Annotated in this window: 22 protein-coding genes and 1 pseudogene; 16 read left to right on the forward strand and 7 right to left on the reverse strand. The window is 71.8% G+C overall.

From position 1 onward, the window contains the following. Nucleotides 1–40 precede the first annotated feature (40 nt). The 8 genes from VGX25_RS11730 to nthA all read left to right on the forward strand — a co-directional run bounded on the left by VGX25_RS11730 (nt 41) and on the right by nthA (nt 6991). Nucleotides 41–1195 carry a pyridoxal-phosphate-dependent aminotransferase family protein gene (locus VGX25_RS11730; protein WP_326917689.1) on the forward strand — a complete coding sequence of 385 codons (1155 nt, stop codon included), beginning with the start codon at nt 41–43 and terminating at the stop codon, nt 1193–1195. Then, entirely contained in the window at nt 1188–4064 is a 2877-nt protein-coding gene (locus VGX25_RS11735; protein ID WP_326917690.1) for an FAD-binding and (Fe-S)-binding domain-containing protein, read from the forward strand. Before VGX25_RS11730 ends, VGX25_RS11735 begins: the two co-directional genes overlap by 8 nt. A 70-nt stretch (nt 4065–4134) precedes the next feature. Continuing rightward, nucleotides 4135–4791, forward strand: a complete 657-nt coding sequence (locus tag VGX25_RS11740; protein ID WP_326917691.1) for a DUF998 domain-containing protein — start codon at nt 4135–4137, stop codon at nt 4789–4791. Nucleotides 4792–4870: 79 nt separating this feature from the next. After that, nucleotides 4871–5434: a hypothetical protein gene (locus tag VGX25_RS11745; RefSeq protein WP_326917692.1), complete on the forward strand. Its 564-nt coding sequence runs from the start codon at nt 4871–4873 to the stop codon at nt 5432–5434. Further along, complete coding sequence (locus VGX25_RS11750; RefSeq protein ID WP_326917693.1) at nt 5431–5715, forward strand: UBP-type zinc finger domain-containing protein; 285 nt, start codon at nt 5431–5433, stop codon at nt 5713–5715. The genes VGX25_RS11745 and VGX25_RS11750 overlap by 4 nt, the downstream gene beginning before the upstream one ends. Nucleotides 5716–5724: 9 nt before the next feature. Then, nucleotides 5725–6030, forward strand: a complete 306-nt coding sequence (locus tag VGX25_RS11755) for a nitrile hydratase accessory protein (RefSeq protein WP_326917694.1) — start codon at nt 5725–5727, stop codon at nt 6028–6030. Beyond that, nucleotides 6027–6371, forward strand: coding sequence for an SH3-like domain-containing protein (locus VGX25_RS11760; protein WP_326917695.1), 345 nt, complete (start codon nt 6027–6029; stop codon nt 6369–6371). The genes VGX25_RS11755 and VGX25_RS11760 overlap by 4 nt, the downstream gene beginning before the upstream one ends. Then, entirely contained in the window at nt 6368–6991 is a 624-nt protein-coding gene (gene nthA, locus VGX25_RS11765) for a nitrile hydratase subunit alpha (RefSeq protein WP_326917696.1), read from the forward strand. The genes VGX25_RS11760 and nthA overlap by 4 nt, the downstream gene beginning before the upstream one ends. Here nthA and VGX25_RS11770 read toward each other — a convergent pair. The 4 genes from VGX25_RS11770 to VGX25_RS11785 form a co-directional block, all read right to left on the reverse strand. After that, nucleotides 6976–7752: an ABC transporter permease gene (locus VGX25_RS11770; RefSeq protein ID WP_326917697.1), complete on the reverse strand. Its 777-nt coding sequence runs from the start codon at nt 7750–7752 to the stop codon at nt 6976–6978. The genes nthA and VGX25_RS11770 overlap by 16 nt on opposite strands. Next, nucleotides 7749–8768: an ABC transporter ATP-binding protein gene (locus tag VGX25_RS11775; RefSeq protein WP_326917698.1), complete on the reverse strand. Its 1020-nt coding sequence runs from the start codon at nt 8766–8768 to the stop codon at nt 7749–7751. Before VGX25_RS11775 ends, VGX25_RS11770 begins: the two co-directional genes overlap by 4 nt. A gap of 224 nt (nt 8769–8992) precedes the next feature. Beyond that, the gene (locus tag VGX25_RS11780; protein ID WP_326917699.1) at nt 8993–9652 is read right to left on the reverse strand and encodes a PadR family transcriptional regulator; all 660 of its coding nucleotides are present in this window, start codon (nt 9650–9652) and stop codon (nt 8993–8995) included. Between the two features lie 38 nt (nt 9653–9690). Beyond that, nucleotides 9691–10719: an MBL fold metallo-hydrolase gene (locus VGX25_RS11785; protein WP_326917700.1), complete on the reverse strand. Its 1029-nt coding sequence runs from the start codon at nt 10717–10719 to the stop codon at nt 9691–9693. Nucleotides 10720–10796: 77 nt separating this feature from the next. On the opposite strand from VGX25_RS11785, the gene VGX25_RS11790 reads away from it, so the two are divergent. After that, nucleotides 10797–12902: a DUF6351 family protein gene (locus VGX25_RS11790; protein WP_326917701.1), complete on the forward strand. Its 2106-nt coding sequence runs from the start codon at nt 10797–10799 to the stop codon at nt 12900–12902. Here VGX25_RS11790 and arsM read toward each other — a convergent pair. Then, nucleotides 12880–13629, reverse strand: a complete 750-nt coding sequence (gene arsM / locus VGX25_RS11795) for an arsenite methyltransferase (RefSeq protein ID WP_326917702.1) — start codon at nt 13627–13629, stop codon at nt 12880–12882. The two genes, VGX25_RS11790 and arsM, sit on opposite strands and share 23 nt — an antisense overlap. A gap of 83 nt (nt 13630–13712) precedes the next feature. Between arsM and VGX25_RS11800 the strand changes: the two genes are divergently transcribed. Beyond that, nucleotides 13713–14558, forward strand: a complete 846-nt coding sequence (locus VGX25_RS11800; protein ID WP_326917703.1) for a metalloregulator ArsR/SmtB family transcription factor — start codon at nt 13713–13715, stop codon at nt 14556–14558. Nucleotides 14559–14568: 10 nt separating this feature from the next. Beyond that, the gene (locus tag VGX25_RS11805; protein ID WP_326917704.1) at nt 14569–15147 is read left to right on the forward strand and encodes a hypothetical protein; all 579 of its coding nucleotides are present in this window, start codon (nt 14569–14571) and stop codon (nt 15145–15147) included. Between the two features lie 7 nt (nt 15148–15154). Here VGX25_RS11805 and VGX25_RS11810 read toward each other — a convergent pair whose 3' ends face one another. Further along, nucleotides 15155–15802, reverse strand: coding sequence for a class I SAM-dependent methyltransferase (locus VGX25_RS11810; RefSeq protein ID WP_326917705.1), 648 nt, complete (start codon nt 15800–15802; stop codon nt 15155–15157). 692 nt (nt 15803–16494) lie between these two features. Between VGX25_RS11810 and dusB the strand changes: the two genes are divergently transcribed. The 5 genes from dusB to phoU all read left to right on the forward strand — a co-directional run bounded on the left by dusB (nt 16495) and on the right by phoU (nt 22552). Further along, a complete protein-coding gene (gene dusB / locus VGX25_RS11815) occupies nt 16495–17628 on the forward strand; it encodes a tRNA dihydrouridine synthase DusB (protein WP_326917706.1) in 1134 nt (377 codons plus the stop codon). A gap of 2 nt (nt 17629–17630) precedes the next feature. Next, complete coding sequence (locus tag VGX25_RS11820) at nt 17631–18086, forward strand: hypothetical protein (RefSeq protein WP_326917707.1); 456 nt, start codon at nt 17631–17633, stop codon at nt 18084–18086. Between the two features lie 164 nt (nt 18087–18250). Next, nucleotides 18251–19069, forward strand: a complete 819-nt coding sequence (locus VGX25_RS11825) for a GGDEF domain-containing protein (protein WP_326917708.1) — start codon at nt 18251–18253, stop codon at nt 19067–19069. A gap of 328 nt (nt 19070–19397) precedes the next feature. Then, complete coding sequence (locus VGX25_RS11830; RefSeq protein WP_326917709.1) at nt 19398–21806, forward strand: LCP family protein; 2409 nt, start codon at nt 19398–19400, stop codon at nt 21804–21806. An 83-nt stretch (nt 21807–21889) separates the two neighbouring features. Continuing rightward, entirely contained in the window at nt 21890–22552 is a 663-nt protein-coding gene (gene phoU, locus VGX25_RS11835; protein ID WP_326917710.1) for a phosphate signaling complex protein PhoU, read from the forward strand. Here phoU and VGX25_RS11840 read toward each other — a convergent pair. After that, nucleotides 22553–22959, reverse strand: a pseudogene (locus VGX25_RS11840) (hypothetical protein); the annotation flags it as partial. It lies immediately after the preceding gene.

Consider the following 22959-nt stretch of genomic DNA (forward strand, 5'->3'; position numbering starts at 1 on the left):
GGACAGTCAAGAGTAAGGAATAAACCGACAGGAGTTGGCGATGCCATACCCGGCCGGCCGACACTTTCTGCAAATTCCCGGGCCGACAAATGTGCCCGACGCGGTGTTGCGCGCAATTTCCGCACCTACGATCGACCACCGCGGACCCGATTTCTCCCGATTGACGACCGAGCTGCTCCAAGCCGTGCGGCCGGTGTTCGGCACCTCGGGCCCGGTCGTCATCTACCCGTCGTCGGGCACCGGCGCGTGGGAGGCCGCGCTGGTCAACACGCTGAGCCCGGGCGACCGCGTGCTGGCGTTCGAGACCGGACACTTCGCCACCCTCTGGCGGGACATGGCCACCAACCTCGGCCTCGAGATCGACTTCGTCCCCGGCGACTGGCGGCACGGGGTCGACCCGGACGCCGTCGGGGCCCGGCTCACCCCGGACACGAAGGCCGTGTGCGTGGTGCACAACGAGACCTCGACCGGGGTGACCAGCCGGGTCGCCGACGTCCGGCACGCCATCGACGAGGCCGGCCACCCGGCGCTGTTGCTCGTCGACACCGTGTCCTCGCTCGGATCCATCGACTACCGGCACGACGAGTGGGGCGTCGACGTCACGGTCTCCTGCTCGCAGAAGGGTTTGATGCTCCCACCGGGGCTCGGCTTCAACGCGGTGAGCGAGAAGGCGTTGCGGGCCGCGAAGAACGCGCGGCTACCCCGGTCCTACTGGAACTGGGAGCCGATCCTGGCGGCGAACCAGCGCGGGTTCTTTCCGTACACCCCACCGACGAACCTGCTCTACGGGTTGCGCGAGTCGCTGCGGCTGCTGACCGAGGAGGGGCTGGACCGGGTGTTCGAGCGGCACGCCAGGCACGCGGCCGCCACCCGCGCCGCGGTGCGGGCCTGGGGACTGGAGGTGCTGTGCCTCGACGAGCGCGAGCACTCCGCCGCGCTGACCGCGGTTCTGGTGCCGGACGGGCACGACGCCGACAAGATCCGGGAGGTGATCCTGGACCGGTTCAACGTGTCGCTCGGCGCCGGGCTCGGCAGGCTGGCCGGCCGGGTGTTCCGGATCGGCCATCTCGGCCACTTCAACGACGTCTCGCTGGCCGGCACGCTCTCCGGTGTCCAAATGGGACTCGAGCTCGCCGGCGTGCCGATCGACCCGGCCGGGGTCACCGCCGCCCTGCGGGTATTGAGCCATGACTGACCTCGAGCACCGGCTGCGGCGCGACCTGTCCGGCGAGGTGGCCTTCGACGACTACACCCGGCACCTGTTCGCCCGCGACGCCAGCATGTACGCGATCACCCCGGTGGGCGTGGTGTTCCCGCGCGACGCCGACGACGTGGTGGCCGCCGTGGCCGCGGCCGGTGAGCACGGCGTGCCGATCATCCCGCGCGGGGCGGGCACCAGCCTTGCCGGGCAGACCGTCGGCGCCGGTCTGGTCATCGACATGTCCCGGCACATGCACCGCATCCTCGAGCTGGACCCGGAGGCACGCACCGCCCGGGTCGAGCCCGGTGTCGTGCAGGACGAGCTGAACCGCGCCGCGGCCGGGCACGGGCTGATGTTCGGCCCGGACACCTCCACCAGCAACCGGGCCACGCTCGGCGGGATGATCGGCAACAACTCCGCGGGCAGCGGCTCCGTGCGCTACGGCATGACGATCGACCACGTCCGCGCCCTCGACGTCGTGCTGTCCGACGCGTCGACCGCGACCTTCGCGCCGGTCGACGACGACGAGCTGCGCCGCCGGGCCGCGGCCGACACCCGCGAGGGGGCGCTGTACCGGGAGCTGCCGCGTATCGTGTCGGCCAACCGGGACGCCATCGAGACCGGCTTCCCGCCGTTCTGGCGCCGGGCGGGCGGCTACCGGCTCGACCGCCTCGCCGGCGCCAAACCGTTCGACCTGGCCACGTTCGTCGTCGGCGCGGAGGGCACGCTCGTGGTCACCACGAGCGCGGAGGTCGGCCTCGTCGACCGTCCCAAGCGGACGGTCATCGCCGTCGGGCACTTCTCCTCGACCCAGGCGGCCATCGCGGCCACCGAGCACGCACTGGCCTGCGACCCGGCCGCGGTCGAGCTGATGGACCGGACCATCCTCGACCTGTCCCGCAAGAAGCTCGAGTACGCCTCGCTCGGCTCGATCCTGCACGGCGACCCGGACGCCCTGCTGTACGTCAGCTTCACCGGCGACGACGAGCGGGAGCTGCGCGCCCGGCTGCGCCGGCTGAGCTCGTTGTGGCGCAAGCACAACCACGGCTACCACACGCTCGAGGCGGTGACCCGCGAGCAGCAGGACCACCTGATGAAGGTGCGCAAGTCGGGTCTGGGGCTGCTCATGGCGGCCAGCACCGGCACCCGCCGGCCGCTGGCGTTCGTCGAGGACACCGCCGTCGATCCCCGGCATCTCACCGAGTACACCACCCGGTTCGCCCGCATCCTGGACCGGCACGGGCTGCGGGCCGGCTTCTACGGCCACTGCTCGGTGGGCTGCCTGCACGTGCGGCCGTTCGTCGACCTGACCGACCCGGCAGAGGTGGCCACGATGCGCGCCGTCGCCGAGGAGGTCAAGGACCTGGTCCGGGAGTACGGCGGCGCGAACTCCAGCGAGCACGGCGACGGCCTGGTCCGCAGCGAGTTCAACCGGGAGATCTTCGGCGACGCGCTGTACGAGGCGATGCGTGCGGTCAAGCGGCTGTTCGACCCGGACAACCTGATGAATCCCGGCAAGATCGTCGACGCCCCGCCGATGACCGATCACCTGCGCGACCCCGCGTTGCCCGCGCCGCAACCGTTTCCCACCCGGCTGTCGTTCGAGGTCGCCGGCGGAATGCGGGACGCGGCCGACCGCTGCATGAACATCGGCCTGTGCCGCAAGACCGGCAGCGGCGCGATGTGTCCGTCCTATATGGCCACCCGGCTGGAGGACGACTCCACCCGCGGCCGGGCCAACGCGCTGGTCAAGGCGCTGTCCGCGCCCGACCCGCGGAGGGCGTTGGGCGACGGGCGGCTGCACGAGGTGCTGGACCTGTGCCTGATGTGCAAGGCGTGCAAGAGCGAGTGCCCGCTCGGGGTCGACATGGCCCGGCTCAAGAGCGAGGCGCTGTCGCACCACCACGACGTGCACGGCGTCCCGCTGCGCTCGCGGATCTTCGGCGGCATTCGCACGCTGAACCGGCTGGGGTCGGCGGCCGCGCCGCTGTCGAACCTGCCCGGCCGGTTGCGGCCGGTGCGCCGGCTCATGCGGCGATACCTCGGCATCACGGCGAACCGGCCGCTGCCGCGGTTCCACCGCCGCCACCTCGCCGCCTGGTTCCGCCACCACCCGGCCCGCCAGGACGCTCCGCGCGGGCCGGTCACCGTGCTCGCCGACTCCTTCACCACCTACACCGAGCCGGGCATCGGCCGCGCCGCCGTCGAGCTGCTCGAGCTGTCCGGCTACCGGGTCCGGCTCGCCGCCAGGGCTTGCTGCGGCCGGTCCAGCCTGTCCAAGGGACTGCTGGACGACGCGCGCCGCAAGGCCGCCGCGCTCGTCGACGACCTCGCCGAACCGACCGCGGCCCCGATCGTGGGCTGCGAACCGTCCTGTGTGTACACCCTGCGCGACGAGACCCTTGCGCTGCTGCGGGACGACCCGCGCGCCCGGGACGTCGCCGCCCGGGTGCGGCAGCTCGAGGAGCTGATCATCGAGGCGATCGACGCCGGCGCCCTCGTGCTGGCCGGCGACTCCTGGGTGGCGCACCGCCGCATCCTGTTCCACGGCCACTGTCACCAGAAGGCCGAGGTCGGCACCGCCGCGACCGTGGCTCTGCTGCACCGGATCCCCGGCGCCGAGGTCGTCGAGCTCGACGCCGGCTGCTGCGGCATGGCCGGCTCGTTCGGCTTCGAGGCCGAGCACTACGACCTGTCCATGACCGTCGGCGAGGATCGCCTGTTCCCCGCCGTCCGCGCCGAGCCGCCGTCCACCCTCATCGCCGCCACCGGAGTTTCCTGCCGCCAGCAGATCTCCCACGGCACGCACCGCACGCCGTACCACCCCATCGAGCTCATCCGCGCCGCCGTCGCGGCAGGGTAGGGCCACCCCTACCCAGGATCAGGGTGTTTCCCGGATTTCAGCCGCCGGTCGGCTCGGCGACCCTGAAACCATGCGGGATTCCACTCAGGAGGTGGCGGCGGCCAGAACCCGGCCGTGGCTGATCGCCTCGGGCGCGGCGCTGGGCTGGGGTCTGCTCACCATCGCGGTGCTGCACATTGTCAGCTCGCGCAACCCGGCGCTGGACACGCTGTCCAGCTACGCGTTCACCGACCGCGGCACCGGCCTGCTCGCGGCGAGCATCCTGGCCCTGGCGGTTGGCTCGCTGTTCGTTCTCGCCGCGCTGCGCGCCGCCGGAGTGCCGATCACCCGCACCACCGGGATCCTGTTCGGCACCTGGTCCGGCGGCCTCACCCTGGCCGCGGTCTTTCCGGCCAGCTACGCGGAGTTCCCCGACCCGGTCAGCGGCGAGATCCACCAGTACGCCTGCCTCGTCGCCTTCCTCAGCCTGCCGGCGATCGGCTTCGCCCTCCTCGACAGCCTCCGGGAAACCCCCGCCCTTGCCCACCTTCGCCGCACGCTCACCGGGTGGACGCTGCTGTCCGCCGGCACCCTGGCCCTGTTCGGGGTCAGCTACCTGCTCGCGGGGCCGCTACCGGTCGGCGTCACCCAACGCCTCGCGCTCCTCGCCGACCTGGCACTGCTGCACTCCCTGCTCGTGCTCGCCGGCCGCGCCGCGACGGTCGCCCGCGAACCCGCCACCCCGTAACAGTTCCCTAATCTCCGGCGTCCGCGGGCTGCTCTACCGTCGCATGGTGTTCCGATCAGACCGGCCGCGCCATGTCCTCGTGGCACTCCCCGGCCTGGCACTCGCCGGCTTCGGCGTCGCACATCCCTCCGGGCTCGACGCCGCCACCGCCCAGTGGTGGGCGACGCTGCACGTCCTGCTGCTCCCCGTCTTCCCCCTGCTCGCCGCCGCCCTGTGGATCCTGCTCGCCCCGGCCCCGCCGGTCCTGCGCCGGCCCGGCCGCCTCGCCGCGTTCGGCTTCGCCACGTTCTACACCGGACTCGACGCCGTCGCCGGGATCGCCGCGGGCACCGTCGTCCGCGCCGAGCGCGGTCCTACCCCGGCCCTCGGCGAGGTGTTCGCCATCGGCGACACCCTCGGCACCATCGGCGCCTGGTCCTTCCTCGCCGCCGGCCTGATCCTCGTCGCGGCCACGGCCCGCCACGCCGGCTGGCGCGCCCTCCCCGGCGCCCTGCTCCTCCTGCCCGCCGCCGTCTCCTTCCTCGACAGCCACATCTTCTGGCCGCGTGGCGTCCTCACGATGATCGCCATCGCCGCCGGCCTTGTCCTGCTCAGCCTCGCCGGTTCGCGGCGGCCGTCGCGATCTGGTAGCCAGGGGGCATGACTACCGCATCGTGTGCGCACCTCGACCAGGTGCGCAACGTGGACGCGCAGACGCCGGACGGCTGCGCGGAATGCCTTGCCTCCGGGTCGGAGTGGGTGCACCTGCGTAAGTGCCTGACCTGCGGCCACATCGGTTGCTGCGACTCGTCGCCGAACAAGCACGCCACCCACCACTACTCGCGGACCCGGCACCCGGTGATCGTGTCGTTCGAGCCGGGAGAGGACTGGGGGTGGTGCTACCCGGAGGAATTGATGCTCCGGCCCGCCCCGAAACCAGCCTAGGGTTTGTCCATGAGCTACGTGCACGACATCGGTGGGCTGCACGGCTTCGGACCGGTGCCGGGGCGCGACGACGAGCTCGACTTCCACGCCGCCTGGGAGGCGCGGGTCTTCGCGATCGTCCGGTCGCTGCTGCACAACGGCGTGTTCACCTGGGACGAGTTCCGGCACGCGATCGAGCGGATGGCGCCGGCCGACTACTTCGCCAGCGGGTACTACGAGCGGTGGACCGAGGCGCTCGAGCGGCTGTGCGTGGAGAAGGGCCTGATCACCGCCGAGCAGCGGGACGATATCCGCGCCGCCATGGAGGAGTCGTGACGTTCGAGCCGGGGCAGCCGGTCCGCGCCAGGCTGCACGGCGCGCCCGGCCACACCCGGCTGCCGCGCTACGTCCGCGGCCGCCCCGGCACGATCCACGCCCTGCGCGGCCGCTTCCGGCTGGCCGACGCGCTGGCCCGGGGTCAGGCGGTCGACCCGGAGCCGCTGTACAGCGTGCGATTCGCCGCGCGCGAGCTGTGGGGTGACGACGCCGGCGACCACGACGTCTACCTCGATCTGTTCGAAAGCTACCTGGAGAGCCACGTGAGCGAGCTTGCGAGCGAACCATCGACACAGGGCGACCGTGAACGGCATCACCGAGCCTGCGAGGGGATGTCGTGAACGATCACCAGCCCACCGCGCCGATGGCCCGCCGGGTCGCCGCCCTCGAGCGCGCCCTCGTCGACCGCGGGCTGATCACCACCGAGCAGGTCGACGACGTGGAGGACACCTTCGGCCGCCGGATGGGCGCCCGCAACGGCGCCCGCTACGTGGCAAGGGCCTGGGTGAACCCGGACTTCCGGCGCAGCCTGCTCGACGACGCCACGGCCGTCGTGCGCACCCACGGCTACGACCTGACCGGCACCACCAACCGCGAGCTGCCGTTCCTGCAGCTGGTCGCCGTGGAGAACACCGAGACGGTGCACAACCTCGTGGTCTGCACGCTGTGCTCGTGCTACCCGGTGTCGCTGCTCGGGCCGTCGCCCCGCTGGTACCGGTCGTTCGAGTACCGCTCCCGCGCCGTCCGCGAGCCCCGCGCGGTGCTGGCCGAGTTCGGCGTGTCCCTCGACCCGGACACCGAGATCCGGGTCTGGGACTCCAATGCCGACTGCCGCTACCTGGTCGTGCCCCGCCGCCCGGCCGGCACCGGGCACCTGTCAGAGGACGAGCTCGCCGCCCTGATCACGCGGGACGCGCTGATCGGGGCGGCGCTCGTCGGGCATGCTCAGAGTGATCTCTGATAGGTGCGGAACGCCCGGGTGGCGATCCATCCGGTCACCAGCGCCACGGCCAGCAGGCCGCCGAGCCGGCCGAGCACCGCACCCCAGTCGGGGTCGGCGGACAGCGCCTCGCGCATGGCCACCACGGCCCAGTCCACCGGGCTGTAGGCGGAGACGTCCCGGATCCAGTCCGGCATCGCCTCCTTGGCCATCATCGCCGACGACAGGAACGACAGCGGCAGCGTCAGCATCGTGGAGAACCCGATCAGCGACTCCCGGGTCCGCACCAGCAGCGCCATCCCGTTGGACAGCGAGGCGAACGACGCGGCGAGCAGCACCGCGGCCACCAGCATGACCAGAATCCCGAGCACACCGCCGTCGAACCGGGCGCCCATCGCCCAGCCGACCAGCACGATCACCAGGGACTGGATCGCGATCGTCACGGCCTGGTTGGCCACCGAGGACGCCATCATGGCCCCGCGCTGGGCCGGTGAGGACAGCAGCCGGTCCATGACCCCGCGGTCCATGTCCTCGATGAACCCCATGCCGCTCCACCCGCTGCTGAACAGCACGGTCATCACGACCACGCCGGGGGTGAGGAAGTCGACGTACGAGCCGCTGACGAAGCCGGGTAGCTCCACCACCCGCTTGAACAGCTGACCGAACAGCAGCAGCCAGATCATGGGCTGGATCAGCATGATCACGACGAAGGCGGGCTGCCGGGCCAGCGCCCGCAGCTGCCGGCCGGTGAAGTAGCCGGTGTGTGCGACCAGCGTGGTCATCGCGCCTCCCCTCCCTCGGCGGCCGCGAAGGTGCGGCCGGCGTGCCGCAGGTACACGTCGTCCAGCGACGGCCGGGCGACCGTGATCGACAGCGCGGCCAGACCGGCCGACTCCAGCGCGGCCAGCACCGCGGGGACCGCGGCCGCGCCGTTGTCCACCCTGGTCCGCACCGAGCGCCCCTCGACGGTGATGTCCCGGGTGCCGCCGAGCCGCTCGATCGCCGTGCGCGCAAGGGCCGGGTCGGCGTCCGCGGCGAGATCGGCCACCACGGCATCCCCGCGCAGCTCGCTCTTGAGCTGGTCCGGGCTGCCCTCGGCGACGATCATTCCTTTGTCCACAATGGCCAGTCGGTCGGCCAGGTGGTCGGCCTCCTCAAGGTAGTGCGTGGTGAGCAGGATGGTCATCTCCTCGTGCCTGGCCAGCCGGGAGATCTCCGCCCACATCTCGGCCCTGGCCTGCGGGTCCAGCCCGGTGGTCGGCTCGTCGAGGAACAGCACGCTCGGCCGGTGCACAAGGCCCATGGCCACGTCGAGCTTGCGCTGCATGCCGCCGGAGTACGTGCGCACCACGCGGTCGGCCGCCTCGGTGAGCCCGAACCGCTCCAGCAGCTCGGCCGCCCGTGCCTTGACGTCCCGGCCGCGCATCCCGTAGATCCGCCCGGCCAGCAACAGGTTCTCCCCGCCGGTGGCCTGCGGGTCGGTGCTGGCCCGCTGGGTGACCACGCCGATCGCGCGCCGCACGGCGTCCGGCCGGCGCAGCACGTCGATCCCGGCCACGGTCGCGCCGCCGGACGTCGGCCGGCTGAGCGTGGTCAGGATCTTGATCGTGGTGGACTTGCCGGCCCCGTTCGGGCCGAGCAGGCCGAACACCGTGCCGGGGGCGACGGCGAAGCTCAACCCGTTGAGCGCGGTCACCTCGCCGTACTTCTTGACCAGGTCGGCGGCGGCGATGGCCGGCTCGACCCGGGCGCCGGACGGCGCCACCCCGGGGTGCGTCCGTCCCGTTGGGACATTCATCTCGATGGACCTCTCTGTACGCGAACGGCAGATCGGCCCTCGAGCGCGGTCCAGCTATCCTTGTTGGTGCGCCTAGGTGCTGGTTCCGCTGCGGGACCGACCCTGGGATTCCGAGTCGCCGGTCGGGTGTTGCCGCACCCGGTCGGCGATTTTGTTCTTCGACTAATATCCGAAGTCGAGTATGTCGTGGTGTCGCCGTGACGTCAAGACTGATGTCACGATGACTACTTGACCCGGCGCAGCGGATGCCTCTTCAGCGCCCGCTGCCAGTCCTCCGCCGTGGGCAGCTCGCCGGTCTCGTGCGCGCGCCGCCAGACGTCGACGCCCTCGAACGTGCCGTCGGAGATCTGCGTGATCAGCCGCTCGACGAACGCAAGCTCGGCCCGGCGCAGCTCCACCACGTAGTCGGCCTCGATGGCGAACATGTAGGGCAGGCCCTGCCGGGCCATCTCGTCGATCACGGCCTGGGTGCCGACGATCTCGGCCTCCAGCCGGGTCCGCCTGGTCTGCAGCAGCCGGACCACGGAATCCGGCGACAGCACCGGCATCAGCGACAGCGCCGCCTCGAACTGCGTGTACTCCTTGACCGGCACGGCGAACAGCTCGCTGAGCCAGTCGACCAGCTCGGTGCGGCCGGCCTCGGTGATCTCGTAGACGGTCCGCTCCGGCCGCCTGCCCTCCCGCACCGTTTCGTGCACCTCGATGAACCCGTGCCGCTGCAACGACTCAACGACCGAGTACAGCGAGCCGTAGTTGAGCTTGATGCTCGCCTCCTTGGCCCGCTCGCGCAGGGTGCTCGACATCTCGTACGGGTGCATCGGCTTCTCGACCAGCAGGCTGAGCACCGCGAGCGCGAGCGGGTTGGACATCCGCCGCTTGGCCATGGATTCTCCTGAAGCTGAAATATCCGCCTCAGAATATCTCATGTTGAGTAATGACGCACCTCGTCCACCTCGGTGCAGGTCAGCTCGCCCTGCAGGACCAGGACGTCGAGGTGCGCGCCGGTCTCGATCACCGCGAGCATCTGGTTGAACAGGTCCAGCTCGGCCAGCGTCCGCTCCCGCCGGGTCCACCGCAGCGTGGCGGCCACCGCGTGCGCGGTCGGCGCCCCCCGCTGCACCTCCCGGTACACCGCGGCCAGCCGCACCTCGTGATGGGCGAGCAGCTCGTCGACCCGCCGGTGCACGCTGGGCGTCGGCCGGCCGTGCGCGGGCAGCAGCAGGGTGTCCGGCAGATCCTTGACCAGCCGCAGCGAGGCCAGATAGTTGCGCAACGGGGTCCGCGCCACCACCGCCTCGAAGCCGATCGACGGCGTGATGTGCGGCAGGATGTGATCACCGGAGAACAGCAGCCCGGCGGGCGAGTCCCGGAGCACCACGTGGCCCTGCGTGTGGCCGGGCGTCGCGATCACGTCCAGCGCCCGGTCGCGCAGCCGGATCTGCTCGCCGTCGTCCAGCCACCCGTCCGGCAGGTCCCACGGCATGTCACCGCGGTTGAACGCCGTCGCCGCCCACCGCTCGAGCCGGTCCGCCAGCTCGGTCGCGCCATAGGCCCGAAGCTGGCGGTACTGGTCGTCGTAGGCGCCGAGGTCGCCACCGAGCAGCCGCTCGATGCTGGCCCGCTCGCCGCGACCGATGCGCACCCGCGAGCCGAACGTCGCACGCAGCGCGATCGCCTGCGTGTAATGATCGCCGTGGGCGTGCGTGACCGCGACCTCCGCGACGTCGGCGAGGTCGTACCCGAGCAGGCGCAGCCCGGCGGTCATGGCCTTCTCGGTCTCGTCCATCGCCCAGCCGGAGTCCACCAGCACCAGCCCGGCCGGATCCTCGACGGCGTAGACGTTCACCGCGCGCAGCCCGTCGTTGGGTAGCGGCAAGGGAATCCGGTACACGCCGGGAGCGACCGGGTAGGCACCGGGCTCGGTCCAGTCGTCCGGCTGCTCGGGTAGCACGGCTCACGATAACCACCGGTGAACCTACCGATTGCTCGGTGGTGACACAGGACACGAACCTGTTCTAGGTTCAGCGGATGCGGCGCTGCATCGTTGTCCTGGTTTCCCTCGTGCTGACGTTGGGTTTCGTGGGAGCCGGGCCGGCCGCCGCGAGACCCTCGCCGCTCGACATCGAGGTGCTGTCCAACCGTGCCGACCTGATCTCCGGCGGGGACGCGCTGGTGCGGGTCACGGTGCCCAGGCGCGGCGATCCCACCGCGGTCCGGGTGGACGTGGACGGACGCGACGTCACGGCGGCGTTCCGGGCTCAGCCGGACGGCAGCCTTGTCGGGCTGGTCGAGGGGCTGGCCGTTGGCCGCAACGTGCTCACCGCCCGGCACCGGTTCGGCTCGGTCCGGATCACGCTGACCAACCACCCGATCGGCGGCCCGATCTTCGCCGGACCGCAGGTGCAGCCGTGGATCTGCGGCACGGAGCGGGCCGGGCTCGGGCCGGCCACGGACGCTCAGTGCAATGCGCCGACCCGGTTCTCCCTGTTCTACAAGAGCTCCATGACCGGGCAGTTCGCCGCCTACGATCCGGCGGCGCCGCCACCCGCCGCGCAGATCGCGTCGACGACCACGGACCAGGGCGTGACCGTGCCGTACATCGTCCGGGTGGAGCGCGGCACGGCCGACCGGGGAATCCACGACATCGCCGTGCTGTTCGACCCCGCGACGGCGCAACCCCGCGCGTGGAACCACAAGCTGGTCGTGCCGTTCGGCGGGGGCGGGTCGTCGAACCACACGCAGCAGCCGCCGCTGCCGGTGCTCGACGACATGGCGCTGTCCCGCGGCTTCATGATCGCCACATCCGGGCTGCACATCATGGCGTTCAACATCAACGCCACGGTGTCGGCCGAGGCGCTGATGATGCTCAAGGAGCGCATCACCGAGCGGTACGGCCGGATCCGGTACACGATCGGCGCCGGCTGCTCCGGCGGGTCGATCCAGCAGCACCTGATCGCCGCGACGTATCCCGGGCTGCTCGACGGCATCCAGCCCAACTGCAGCTACGCCGACGTCTGGACCACCGCGAGCGAGGTGCTGGACTGCCACCTGCTGGTCAACTACTTCACCAACGTCGCACCGGCGCTGTGGCCGGACCCGGCGCAGCGCGCGCTGGTGGACGGCCACAAGGACGCGACCGACTGCGTGGCGTGGGATCAGAGCTTCTCCGTGGTCAGTGACCCCAGCCGGGCCGCCAACTGCAACCTGCCGGCCGAGTTGGTGTACCACCCGCAGACCAATCCGACCGGGGTGCGCTGCACGATCCAGGACTACCAGGTCGCGATCTGGGGCCGGCGCGCCGAGGACGGCTTCGCCAAGGTGCCCTCCGGAAACGTCGGCGTGCAGTACGGGCTCGCCGCGCTCAACGCCGGGAAGATCACGCCCGCGCAGTTCGTCGACCTGAACGCCAAGATCGGCAGCAAGGACATCGACTGGAAGTTCCAGGCGCAGCGCGCCGAACCCGACCCCGGCGCCGTGCGCATCGCCTACCGCGCCGGCCAGGTCACCGACGCCCGGCAGCTCGCCGCCGTCCCGATCGTCGACCTGCGCGGGTACAACGAGACCTTCGAGATCCACACCTCGTTCCACAGCCACAAGCTGCGGGCCAAGCTGGACCGCGACAACGGCGGGCACGCCAACCAGATCATCTGGACGTTCCCGCTGTCGCCGTCGATCCTGCCGCCGCCGGACATCGCGCTGCGGTCGTTCCTGCTGATCGACCGGTGGCTGGCCGACATCGAGGCCGACACGAGCCACAAACCGCTGCGCGCCAAGGTGATCGCCAACAAGCCGCGGGATGCGGTGGACGCGTGCTGGATCGACGGGGCCCGGGTCACCGACCCGGCCAGGTGCGCGCGGACCTACCCGCACTTCGGCGACGCCCGGATCGCCGCCGGCGCCCCGCTGACCGACGACATCCTGCGGTGCCAGCTGCGGCACCCGCAGCGCGGCGATTACGCGGTCGCGTTCACCGACGCCGAATGGGCCGCGCTCAACGCCGGCTTCCCGTCCGGCGTCTGCGACTGGCGCAGGCCCGGCGTGGACCAGCGCCCGTCGATCCCGTGGCTGACGTTCGCCGACGGCCCCGGCGGCCGCCCGCTTGGCAACCCACCTAGGGCTTCACGGCACGGATGATCGCCGACCGCATGCCGTCGGCGACCTCGTGCGTCGGCGTGATCTCGACGTCGGTGAAGCCGGCCGCGATCAGCCCGGCGCGGTACTCGCTGAAGGACAACGCGCCGGCGATGCAGCCGACGTAATCGCCGCGCTCGGCCCGGTCCGCGGGGCTCAGGTGGTCCTCGGCGACGACGTCGGAGACGCCGAACCGGCCGCCCGGCCGCAGCACCCGGAACGTCTCGGCGAACACGGCCGGCTTGTCCACCGACAGGTTGATCACACAGTTGGAGATCACCACGTCCACGCTGTCGTCGGGCAGCGGGATCGCCTCGATGTGTCCCTTGAGGAACTCCACGTTGGTGGCCCCCGCCGCGCGCGCGTTCTCGCTGGCCAGGGCCAGCATCTCCTCGGTCATGTCCAGCCCGTAGGCCTTCCCGGTCGGGGCGACCCTGCGTGCGGACAGCAGCACGTCGATGCCCCCGCCCGAGCCCAGATCCAGTACCACGTCACCGGGCCGCAGGTCGGCGACGGCCAGCGGGTTGCCGCACCCGAGGCTCGCCTCGACCGCCCGGACGGGCAGCTCGGCGCGCTCCCCGCTGCTGTAGGCGACGGCGCCGAAGCCCGGCTCCTCGACGTCGACCGGCCCGCAGGCCGACGGCCCGCAGCAGCCCCCGCCGCCGGAGCTGACCTTGAGCGCCGCGGCGGCATAGCGGGCCCGCACCTGGTCTCGGAGTTGCTCGCTCATCGACCCACCTTTCATCGAAGGTCATCAATGTAGCGGGCCGGCCAAACTGGACGCAACCATAGATGTTGGTCAATGATGACGGCATGAGCACCACCCTGGACAAAGACGCCGCGGCCACCTACGCGAGCTGGTTCGCCTGTCTCGCCGACCCGACCCGGGTCCGGGTGCTGCACGCCGTCGCCGCCGCCGGCTACGAGGTTCCGATCGGTGAGCTGGCCGAACTGGTCGGGATCAGCCAGCCCACCTGCTCGCACCACGTCAAGAAGCTCGCCGAGGTCGGCTTCGTGTTGCTGCGCAAGGAAGGCACGGCAACCCTGGTCCGCGTGAACGACGCCTGCTGCGTCGGCCTGCCGCACGCCGCCGACGTGGTGATGGGCGCGCTGGCCGTGCGCCCGTGCCGCCCCGAGCCGCCCGACGGGGTCACCGTGCGGGCCATGCGGGAGCGGGACTGGCCGGCCGTGCGGCACATCTACGCCCAGGGCATCGCCACCCGCAACGCCACCTTCGAGACGCGGGTGCCGCCGAGGGAGACGCTCGACCGCAAGTGGCTGCCCGGCCACCGGTGGGTCGCCGAGCTCGGCGGCGAGGTCGCCGGGTGGGCGGCCGTGTCCCCGGTGTCCACCCGGACCTGCTACGCCGGCGTCGGCGAGAACTCGCTCTACGTCGGAGCGGAGTTCCGCGGCAAGGGCGTCGGCAAGGCCCTGATCCACCGGCAGGTCACCGCCGCCGACGACGGTGGACTGTGGACACTGCAGTCGGCGATCTTCCCGGAGAACAAGGCGAGCATCGCCCTGCACCGCTCGGCCGGGTTCCGCACGGTCGGCATCCGCGAGCGCATCGCCCAGCTCGACGGCGTCTGGCGGGACACCGTGCTCATCGAGCGCCGCAGCGGCGCCAAAGCGGCCATCTGCGGCCCGGCCGGCTGCTAGGTTCTGCCCCATGCCCGACATCGAATACCGGTTCGGCACCGGCCAGGGCGATCCGACCGCGCATCACCACGAGGCCGACGCCGATGTCGACGGCGACGGGGTCGCCGACGGCGTCGCGCTGGACTTCGACGGCGACGGCCGGGTCGACGACCTGATGTGGGACTCCGATGGGGACGGCGTCGCCGACACCGCCCTGCTCGATCTCGACGACGACGGCAAGGCCGAGTCGGCCTACCACGACCCCACCGGCCAGGGCACGTGGAACGCCGAGGGCCAGGGCGGCGGCCACCAGGCGCCGGCGCCCGCACCGGCCGAACCGCCACCCGCACCAGCCGAACCGCCACCCGCGCCGGCCGAGCCGCGGCCCGGCGGCAAGGAGGGCGACCCCGGCGACGACCAGACCGCCGACTACGCGCCGTACGACGACGGCGCCGGCGCCGGGCGCGCGGCCGGCGACCTGTTCGAGGGCCTCGACGAGGAGGAGGACGAGGGCCAGGACGACTCCGACGACGACCTGTTCGGCGATCTGCTCGACGACTCCGACACCGCCGACAACCGGGAGGAGTGGTACGAGGAGCTGGAACGGTAGCCCTCGACTAGGCGGCCGGACGCCGGAACTCGGCCCGCCACCGGCCGTCCGAGTGCTCGATCCGCACCGGCTCCAGCCCACCTGCGCCGAACGCCTCGATCTCCGCTCTGGTCAGCGGCCACGGCGGTCCCGGCGGCTCGCCGTCCGCCGCCGCCGAGATCACCAGCAGCGTCCCGCCCGGCGCCACGAACCGTCCCACCTCGACGATCGCCCGCCGATGCAGCTCCACCGGAAGTGACTGCACGGTAAGGCTTTCCACCACCAGATCGAACGCCTCCCGCCACTGTTCCGGCGGCTCGAGCAGGTTCGCCGCGGTGTACTCCACAGTGGACTCCGGGTAGCGTGCCTTGGTCATCCGCACCGCCGTCTGCGACACGTCGAACGCCACCGTCTCGAACCCCAGCCCGGCGATGAACTCCGCGTCCCGCCCCAACCCGAACCCCACCACGAGCGCCCGCCGCCCGCGCCCCTCGATCTCCCGCTCCCGGGCCCACTCCACGAGCATCACGTGCGGCGACCCGCGATCCCACGGCACCGCCACCACGCCGCTCTCGGCCTCCCCGTACAACCGCTCGAACCACCCCGTCGGATCGTCCACCGCCAACGACTCCCGCGCCAACTCGCGACTGCGCACATCGGGATCGGGCTGCACCATGCCCACACAATAGGACCGGCACATGAAACCCTGGGACCCATTCGGCACACTGGGCAACGCCCTGTGGATCGGCGGCGCCCAATGGTCCGGCAAGTCCACGGTGGCCCGGGTCCTGGCCGTCCACTATGGATTAACCGACTACCACGACGACTACCACGACGCCCGCGCCCACGATGACCGGCGTATCGCCCGCCGGATCCGCCTCGGCGAACCCCTGCCGGCCCCGGCCCGGACTCCGTCTGGGTCACCACCACCCCGGAGGAGATGGCCGCCACCACCCTGGCCGGCTTCGCCACCCGCTTCGAATGGGGTCCTCGACGACCTCCGCGCCCTCGTCTCCGGCCGCCCCATCGTCGCCGAAGGCTGGGGCCTGCGCCCTGAGCTCGTCCACCCCATCATCGACTCCCCGCGCCGCATGATCGTCATGGTCCCCACCGAGGAGTTCCGCCAGCACCAACTCCGCCACCTCCCCCGGGCCGCCGCCCTCGCCCACCGGGTCAGCGACCCCGCCCGCGCCCAGCACAACCGCCTCGCCCGCGACCGCCTCCTCGCCGCCGACGCCGTCAACTCCGCCCACCGGCTCGGCATCCGCGTTCTCGAGGTCGCGGAACCCGCCCCGCCGAGGCCGTCACCACGACCGTTGCCGACCACTTCCGGCCCTACCTTCCGGCGGCCGCCGGTTAATCTGGAGCGTGGCTTTCGGCTCCCCCGCGTTGAAGATCGGCCCGTTCGCGGTCGATCCGCCGGTGGTGCTCGCGCCGATGGCGGGGATCACCAACGTGGCGTTTCGGCGGTTGTGCCGCACGTACGGGGCCGGGCTGTACGTGTGCGAGATGATCACGAGCCGGGCGCTGGTCGAGCGGGACGCGGCGACGCTGCACATGATCACCTTCGACCCGGCCGAGCACCCGCGGTCGGTCCAGCTCTACGGAGTTGACCCGGACACCATCGGCGCGGCCGTACGCATGATCGTGGACGAGAACCTGGCCGATCACGTCGACATGAACTTCGGCTGCCCGGTGCCGAAGGTGACCCGCAAGGGCGGCGGCGCGGCGCTGCCGTACAAGCGGCGATTGTTCGGCGAGATCGTGGCGGCCGCGGTCCGGGCTGCCGAGCCGGCGGGCATCCCGGTGACCGTGAAGTTCCGGATCGGGATCGACGACGACCACGTGACGTATCTCGACGCCGGGCGGATCGCTGAGGCGGAGGGGGCGGCGGCGGTCGCGCTGCACGCACGGACCGCGGCGCAGCGCTACTCCGGGCAGGCCGACTGGTCGGCGATCGCGGCGCTCAAGGAGGCCGTGCCGACGATCCCGGTGCTGGGCAACGGGGACATCTTCAGCGCGGACGACGCGCTGGCCATGATGGCGCGCACCGGGTGCGACGGCGTGGTGGTCGGCCGCGGCTGCCTCGGCCGGCCATGGCTGTTCCGGGACCTGCAGGCCGCCTTCGCCGGGCAGCCGCCCCCGCCGGGGCCGCCGCTCGGCGGCGTCGCCGACGTGATCTACCGGCACGCGAGCCTGCTCGCCGAGCACCTCGGGGAGTTCAAGGGCGTGCGGGACCTGCGCAAGCACATGGCCTGGTACCTGCGCGGCTTCCCGGTCGGGTCGTCGCTGCGGCAGCGGCTCGGGCTGGTCAGCAGCCTGGTCGAGCTGGCGGAGCTGCTCGACGAGCTCGACCACGCGGCGCCGTTCCCGGCCGCCGCCGAGGGACCGCGCGGCCGGCAGGGGTCGCCGGCCAGGGTTGCCCTGCCGGACGGCTGGCTGAACGATCCGGACGACGCCGCGGTGCCGGCCGGCGCCGAGCTGATGCACTCTGGGGGTTGATCATGAGCCGAACCCGGGTCGGGGCGGCGGTGCTCACCGCGCTGCTCGCGACCGGCTGCACCACGACGGTCAGCGGCTCGCCGGTCGGTGTCGGCTCGGCCAGCGAGGACCGCGAGCTGGTCACCGGCTACTTCGCCGAGCTCAACGACGCCGGCACCGAGGGGCCGGACGCGCAGCGCGACTTCCTGCGCCGCACCCAGCATCCCGACTTCACCGACCGGCTGTGCGACCTCGCCGGGCTGACCGTCCGGATCGAGCCGGCCATGTCCACGTTCCGGCCGGACCCGAAGTGGAAGCCGGAGGACTCGGCCAAGCGCCCGCGCGGGACGGTCTACGCGCTGGGCGTGTTCGTCAGCATCCGGCGCGGCGGCGCCCGGCTCGCCGAGCAGATCGGCTCGCAGCGGGTGGTCGTGCTGGACGGCAAGGTCTACGGGTTCATGGCCTGCCCTACCCGGTGAACGACACATTGCCGCCCCGTTGAATCCCGCGCACGGCGTGCCGGTCACCGGACTGGAGCAGCCGGCCGTACACCAGTCGAGCGAACTTCCAATCCGGGCGTCCCAACTGCTCAAGAGATCTGTCCTCCCGGACGAAACAGTCCATACGTAGGGAGGTGAGCGCGGTGGCCTTGCTGGATCGAGGTACGGCGCCGGAGGACACCGCCGGTCTCATCCAGCTGCACCAGTCGATCGCCGCGCTGCTCGCAGACCGCGGCGAGTGGCGGCAGGCCTACGAGCACGCCCGGCACGCGCTCGACATCATCTCCGCCGAGCGGGCCGTTCCCGAGGCGCCCCCGGCGGTCCCGGAGCAGTTCCGGGAGGAGGTGGCCCGGCTGCGCCGCGAGCACGCCGAGGCGCGCGAGCAGGCCATCCGGGACGCGCTGACGGCCAGCTACAACCGTCGCTACCTGGACCAACGCCTGGTCGCGCTGGTCGAGCAACGGGGCGCCTGCGCCGACGGTCTCGCCGTCGCCCTTGTCGACCTGGACTGGTTCAAGCAGGTCAACGACACCTACGGGCACCAGATCGGCGACCGGGTGCTGCAGCGTGTGGTCGAGCTGCTGCAGGACGGGCTGCCCGCCCCGGCGTTCTGCGCCAGGTACGGCGGCGAGGAGTTCGTCCTGGTGATTCCCGGCGTGGACGGGCCGGCAGCGGTCGCCGTCGCGGAGGCGGCGAGGGCCAGGGTGGAGCACCACCCGTGGAGCTCGATCGCCCTCGGGCTGCGGGTCACGGTCAGCATCGGCCTTGCCTACGAGCCGCCGGCCGACCAGCGGCCGGGGGCCACCCCGGAGGCACAGCTGCGGCACGCGGATCGCCTGCTGTACGCGGCCAAGCAGGCCGGACGCAACGCCGTGGCGTACCACCTCGACGGCGAGACCAGGCTGGCCGGCGACGCCTCCGGCCGCCGGGGCGCCGGCGTGCGCCGGGCCATGGCACACTGACCGTGTAGCCCGATTGGGCTAGTGGCATGGGCACAACTGCGTACTGAACGTGAAGAAATTGCCAGGCGCAGTCGTCATGGGTGCCATCCGTCCGTACTATCTGGGCGCGGAAAGCCACCCTCAGTTGGCAACCGCGCGGTAGTGTGCAACGTCTTGATAAAGAGTTGGCGGCAAGATGTACCGCATCGCCGCGTCCGCAGGCAGGGAGAGGAGACCGGTGCCCGACGACCATCGCTCAGGCGGCGCCCCTCCCGGCGGTACCTGGGAGCACGGTCGCCACTCCCGCGGTGATGATCGCGGGGAGCAACCCCGGCGACGCCGCCGCTCGATGGAGACACCTGGCGGTCTGAGCGTCGCCGACCTGGTCGAACGGCACACCGGCTCGCGCCCCAACGTGCCGGCTCCGCCACCGCCGCCACCCCCGCGCCGGCAGCCCCCGCCCCCCGCCCCGTCCCAGCCCCGCATGCACCCGACCCCGCGCCCCGCGGCCGCCCCGTCACAGCCACGCATGCGTCCGGCCGAGCCGCTTCCGGCCACGCCGGCGCAGCCCGCTGGCCGCCCGGTCGAGGGGCCGGCCAACGGGCGGCGCCCGCAGGGGCCGAGCGAGTCGTCGGGGAACTGGCCGCGGGCCACCCGGTCGGGCCCCCGGCAGTTCCCGCCAGGGTCCCCCACCGCCCAGCGCAGCGGGCAGTTGGGCACCGGCGGGCGACCGGTCCCGCCGCCCGCCCACAACGGCAGCGGCAACGGTCATCGCGAGCCCATGGCCGGTCCGCCACCGCAGCAGCGGTCGCGCAGGATCCCCAACATTCCCAACCAGCTTCCCGGGCACAACTCCATGCCGCCGCGGACGGCGCCCCCCACGGGCCGCCCGGCCGCCCCCGCCGGACCCGCGCCCAAGCCCACGCCGGGGCCCGCCGCCCCGGTGTGGCCGGACGCTCCGAGCCGGCCGACCATGGCCCCGGTGAAGGCCCCGCCGCCGCGCCGGCCGCCCGGCGACGACCTGGACGCGGTCTGCCTCACCACCGAGATGGAGGCGATCAGCGAGGAGACCCAGAAGAAGCGGCGGGTCGACCACACCCTGGCCCGCTTCTCCAAGGTGCACGACGAGCTGCGGGCCGAGGAGCGGGAGAAGAAGGCACGGCGCAAGCGGCTGCTGCCGTGGACCAGCGAGGACGAGCTCGACCATCTCGACGAGATCGTCGGCCTGCAGACCCCGCCGCTGCCCGCCGAGCAGCCGGTGCCCGAGACCAACCCGGCCGAGGAAACCCGCTTACAGCGCAAGAAGAACCGGCGTAAGCACAGATCCGCCCTCGCCGGCAAGGCGATGGCCGGGACGGCGGCCATCCTGGTGTTCCTGGCGACCGGCGTGGCCTGGGGCTTCAAGACCTGGGTGAACAGCAACCAGCAGCACGTCGACGCGCTCGACCAGAACTCCTCGGCGATCATGGACCGGGCGGCGCAGAACGGCGACGAGAACTTCCTACTGGTCGGCTCGGACACGCGTGAGGGCGCCTCCGTCGAGGACGGGGTCGGCGACGCGAAGGCCGTGCCCGGCGCCCGCTCGGACACGATCATGATCGCGCACGTGCCGGCCAACCGGCAGCGCGTCGTGGTCGTCTCGTTCCCCCGCGACCTCGAGGTGGACCGCCCGGAGTGCCAGCGGTTCGACTCGTCGACCGGCAAGTACACCGACGAGCAGGTCGCGCCGGCGAGCAAGGTGAAGATCAACACCGCGTACCAGGTCGGCGGGCCGAAGTGCGTCACCAAGATGGTGCAGCAGCTGTCCGGGTTGCAGATCAACCACTTCGTCGGCATCGAGTTCAACGGCTTCAAGTCGATGGTCGACGCCGTCGACGGCGTGACGGTGTGCGTCGAGCGCCCGCTCAAGGACGCCGAGCTCGGCGTGATCGTCAAGGAGGCCGGCCGGGAGATCACCCTCACCGGTGACCAGGCGCTCAACTTCGTGCGCGCCCGCAAGGTGCAGGGCGACCCGACCTCGGACTACGGCCGGATCATCCGCCAGCAGCGGTTCCTGTCCGCCTTGCTGCGCAAGGCGATGTCCAGTCAGGTGCTGCTCGATCCCGGCAAGCTCACCGACTTCGTGCAGGCCTTCTCCAAGGCCACGTTCGGCGACAACATCGACGTGGATCAGCTGATGCTGCTCGGCCGGTCGCTGCAGGGCCTCGAGGCCGGTCGGGTCACGTTCATCACGGTGCCCACCGTCGGCGAGGCCAACGGCCGCGGCAACGAGGTGCTGCGCGTCAACGACACCAACGCGCTGTTCAAGGCGATCCGGGACGACGCCCCGCTGCCGGGCGAGGAGCCCGCGCCGGCGGACACCAAGGCTTCCCCCGAGCCGCAGCGGGTCGACCCGAAGACGATCAAGATCCAGATGCTCAACGGCGGCAACAAGACGCCCCGCATCGCCGGCAACACCGGCAACAAGCTCAAGGAGTTCGGCTACACGATCGTGAGCACGAACAACGCGCCGGAGCCGGTCGACAAGACGGTCATCAAGTACGGCAAGGACAAGGAGGCCGCGGCACGCACGCTGGCGTCATCGGTGCCGGGCGCACAGCTGCAGGAGGATCCGTCGGCGGCCGGCGCCCTCATTCTCGTCATCGGGCCGGACTTCACCGGCGAGGTCAACGCCCCCAACGGCGCGCCCGCCGCGGAGAAGCCGCTGGACCTGCCCAATCTGTCCACAGTGAACGCCGGGGACGTCGAGTGCGCCTGACCGCGAGCATTTGTCGCGTCAGGTTCACGCTCGGTTCACTTTGCGATGCGGTGCGGACGGACGCCTGGTCGTAGGCTGTCGTCATGCGTGAGGCCTACCATGTCGAGCTCGAACGGCTCGCGGACGAGTTGGCGGGCATGTGCTCGATGGTCGCCGATGCCATGGAGATCGCCACCCGATCACTGCTGGAGACCGATCTCGGCCTGGCCGAGCAGGTGATCGGCGATGACGTCAAGGTCGACGAGGCCAGATCCGCGTGCGAGGAGCACGCCTACTCGCTCATCGCCCTGCAGGCCCCGGTGGCCACCGATCTGCGCATCCTGCTCGCCGCGATCCACGCCGCCGAAAGCCTGGAGCGGATGGGTGATCTCGCCCTCCACGTCGCCAAGGCGGCCCGGCGGCGGCATCCCCAGCCGGTGCTGCCCGACGAGGTGCGCGGCTACTTCTCGGAGATGGGCCGGGTCGCGGTTTCCCTTGCCCGCCAATGCGAACAGGTGATCCTGAGCAAGGACATCGAGCAGGCGCGCTCGCTCGAGGACGCCGACGACGAGATGGACGACCTGCACCGTCACCTGTTCAGCGTGATCATGGACCGGAACTGGCCGCACGGCGTCGCCGCCGCCGTCGACGTGACCCTGCTCGGCCGCTTCTACGAGCGGTTCGCCGACCACGCCGTCTCCGTGGGCAAGCGCATGGTTTTCGTCGTCACCGGACGGATGCCGGGATCCGGCGCCGACGAGGTCTGATCAGGCGACCCCGAGCACCGGCGGCGCGGTCAGCTCGTCGCTGCCGAACAACGACTCCGCGTCCGGCTCCACCAGGTAGTCCGGCCGCTTGTGCACGCCGTCCACCTCGTCCCGCCCACGCCCGGCGCCGATCGACATCCCGCCGAGCCCGGCCGCGCTCCGGCTCGTCCCCAGACCGGCCGCGTTCCGGCTCGTTCCCAGCCCGCGGCCGCCACCCGCGCCCGGCTCGCCGGCCACCCCCGCCGACCCCGGACCGGGCGCCGGCACCCGGACTCCCCGCCACCGGAGCCGCCCCGCCCGGCCCGCGCGAACCCGTGCCGCCGAAACCCGACGCCGGCCCGCCACCCTGGCCGAACCCCCGACCACCACCCGATCCGAACCCCCGACCACCGTCCGGCCCGAACCCC

Origin of the sequence: Actinophytocola sp., assembly GCF_035942955.1 — a bacterium.
In the GTDB taxonomy this organism is placed as follows: domain Bacteria; phylum Actinomycetota; class Actinomycetes; order Mycobacteriales; family Pseudonocardiaceae; genus DASYTH01.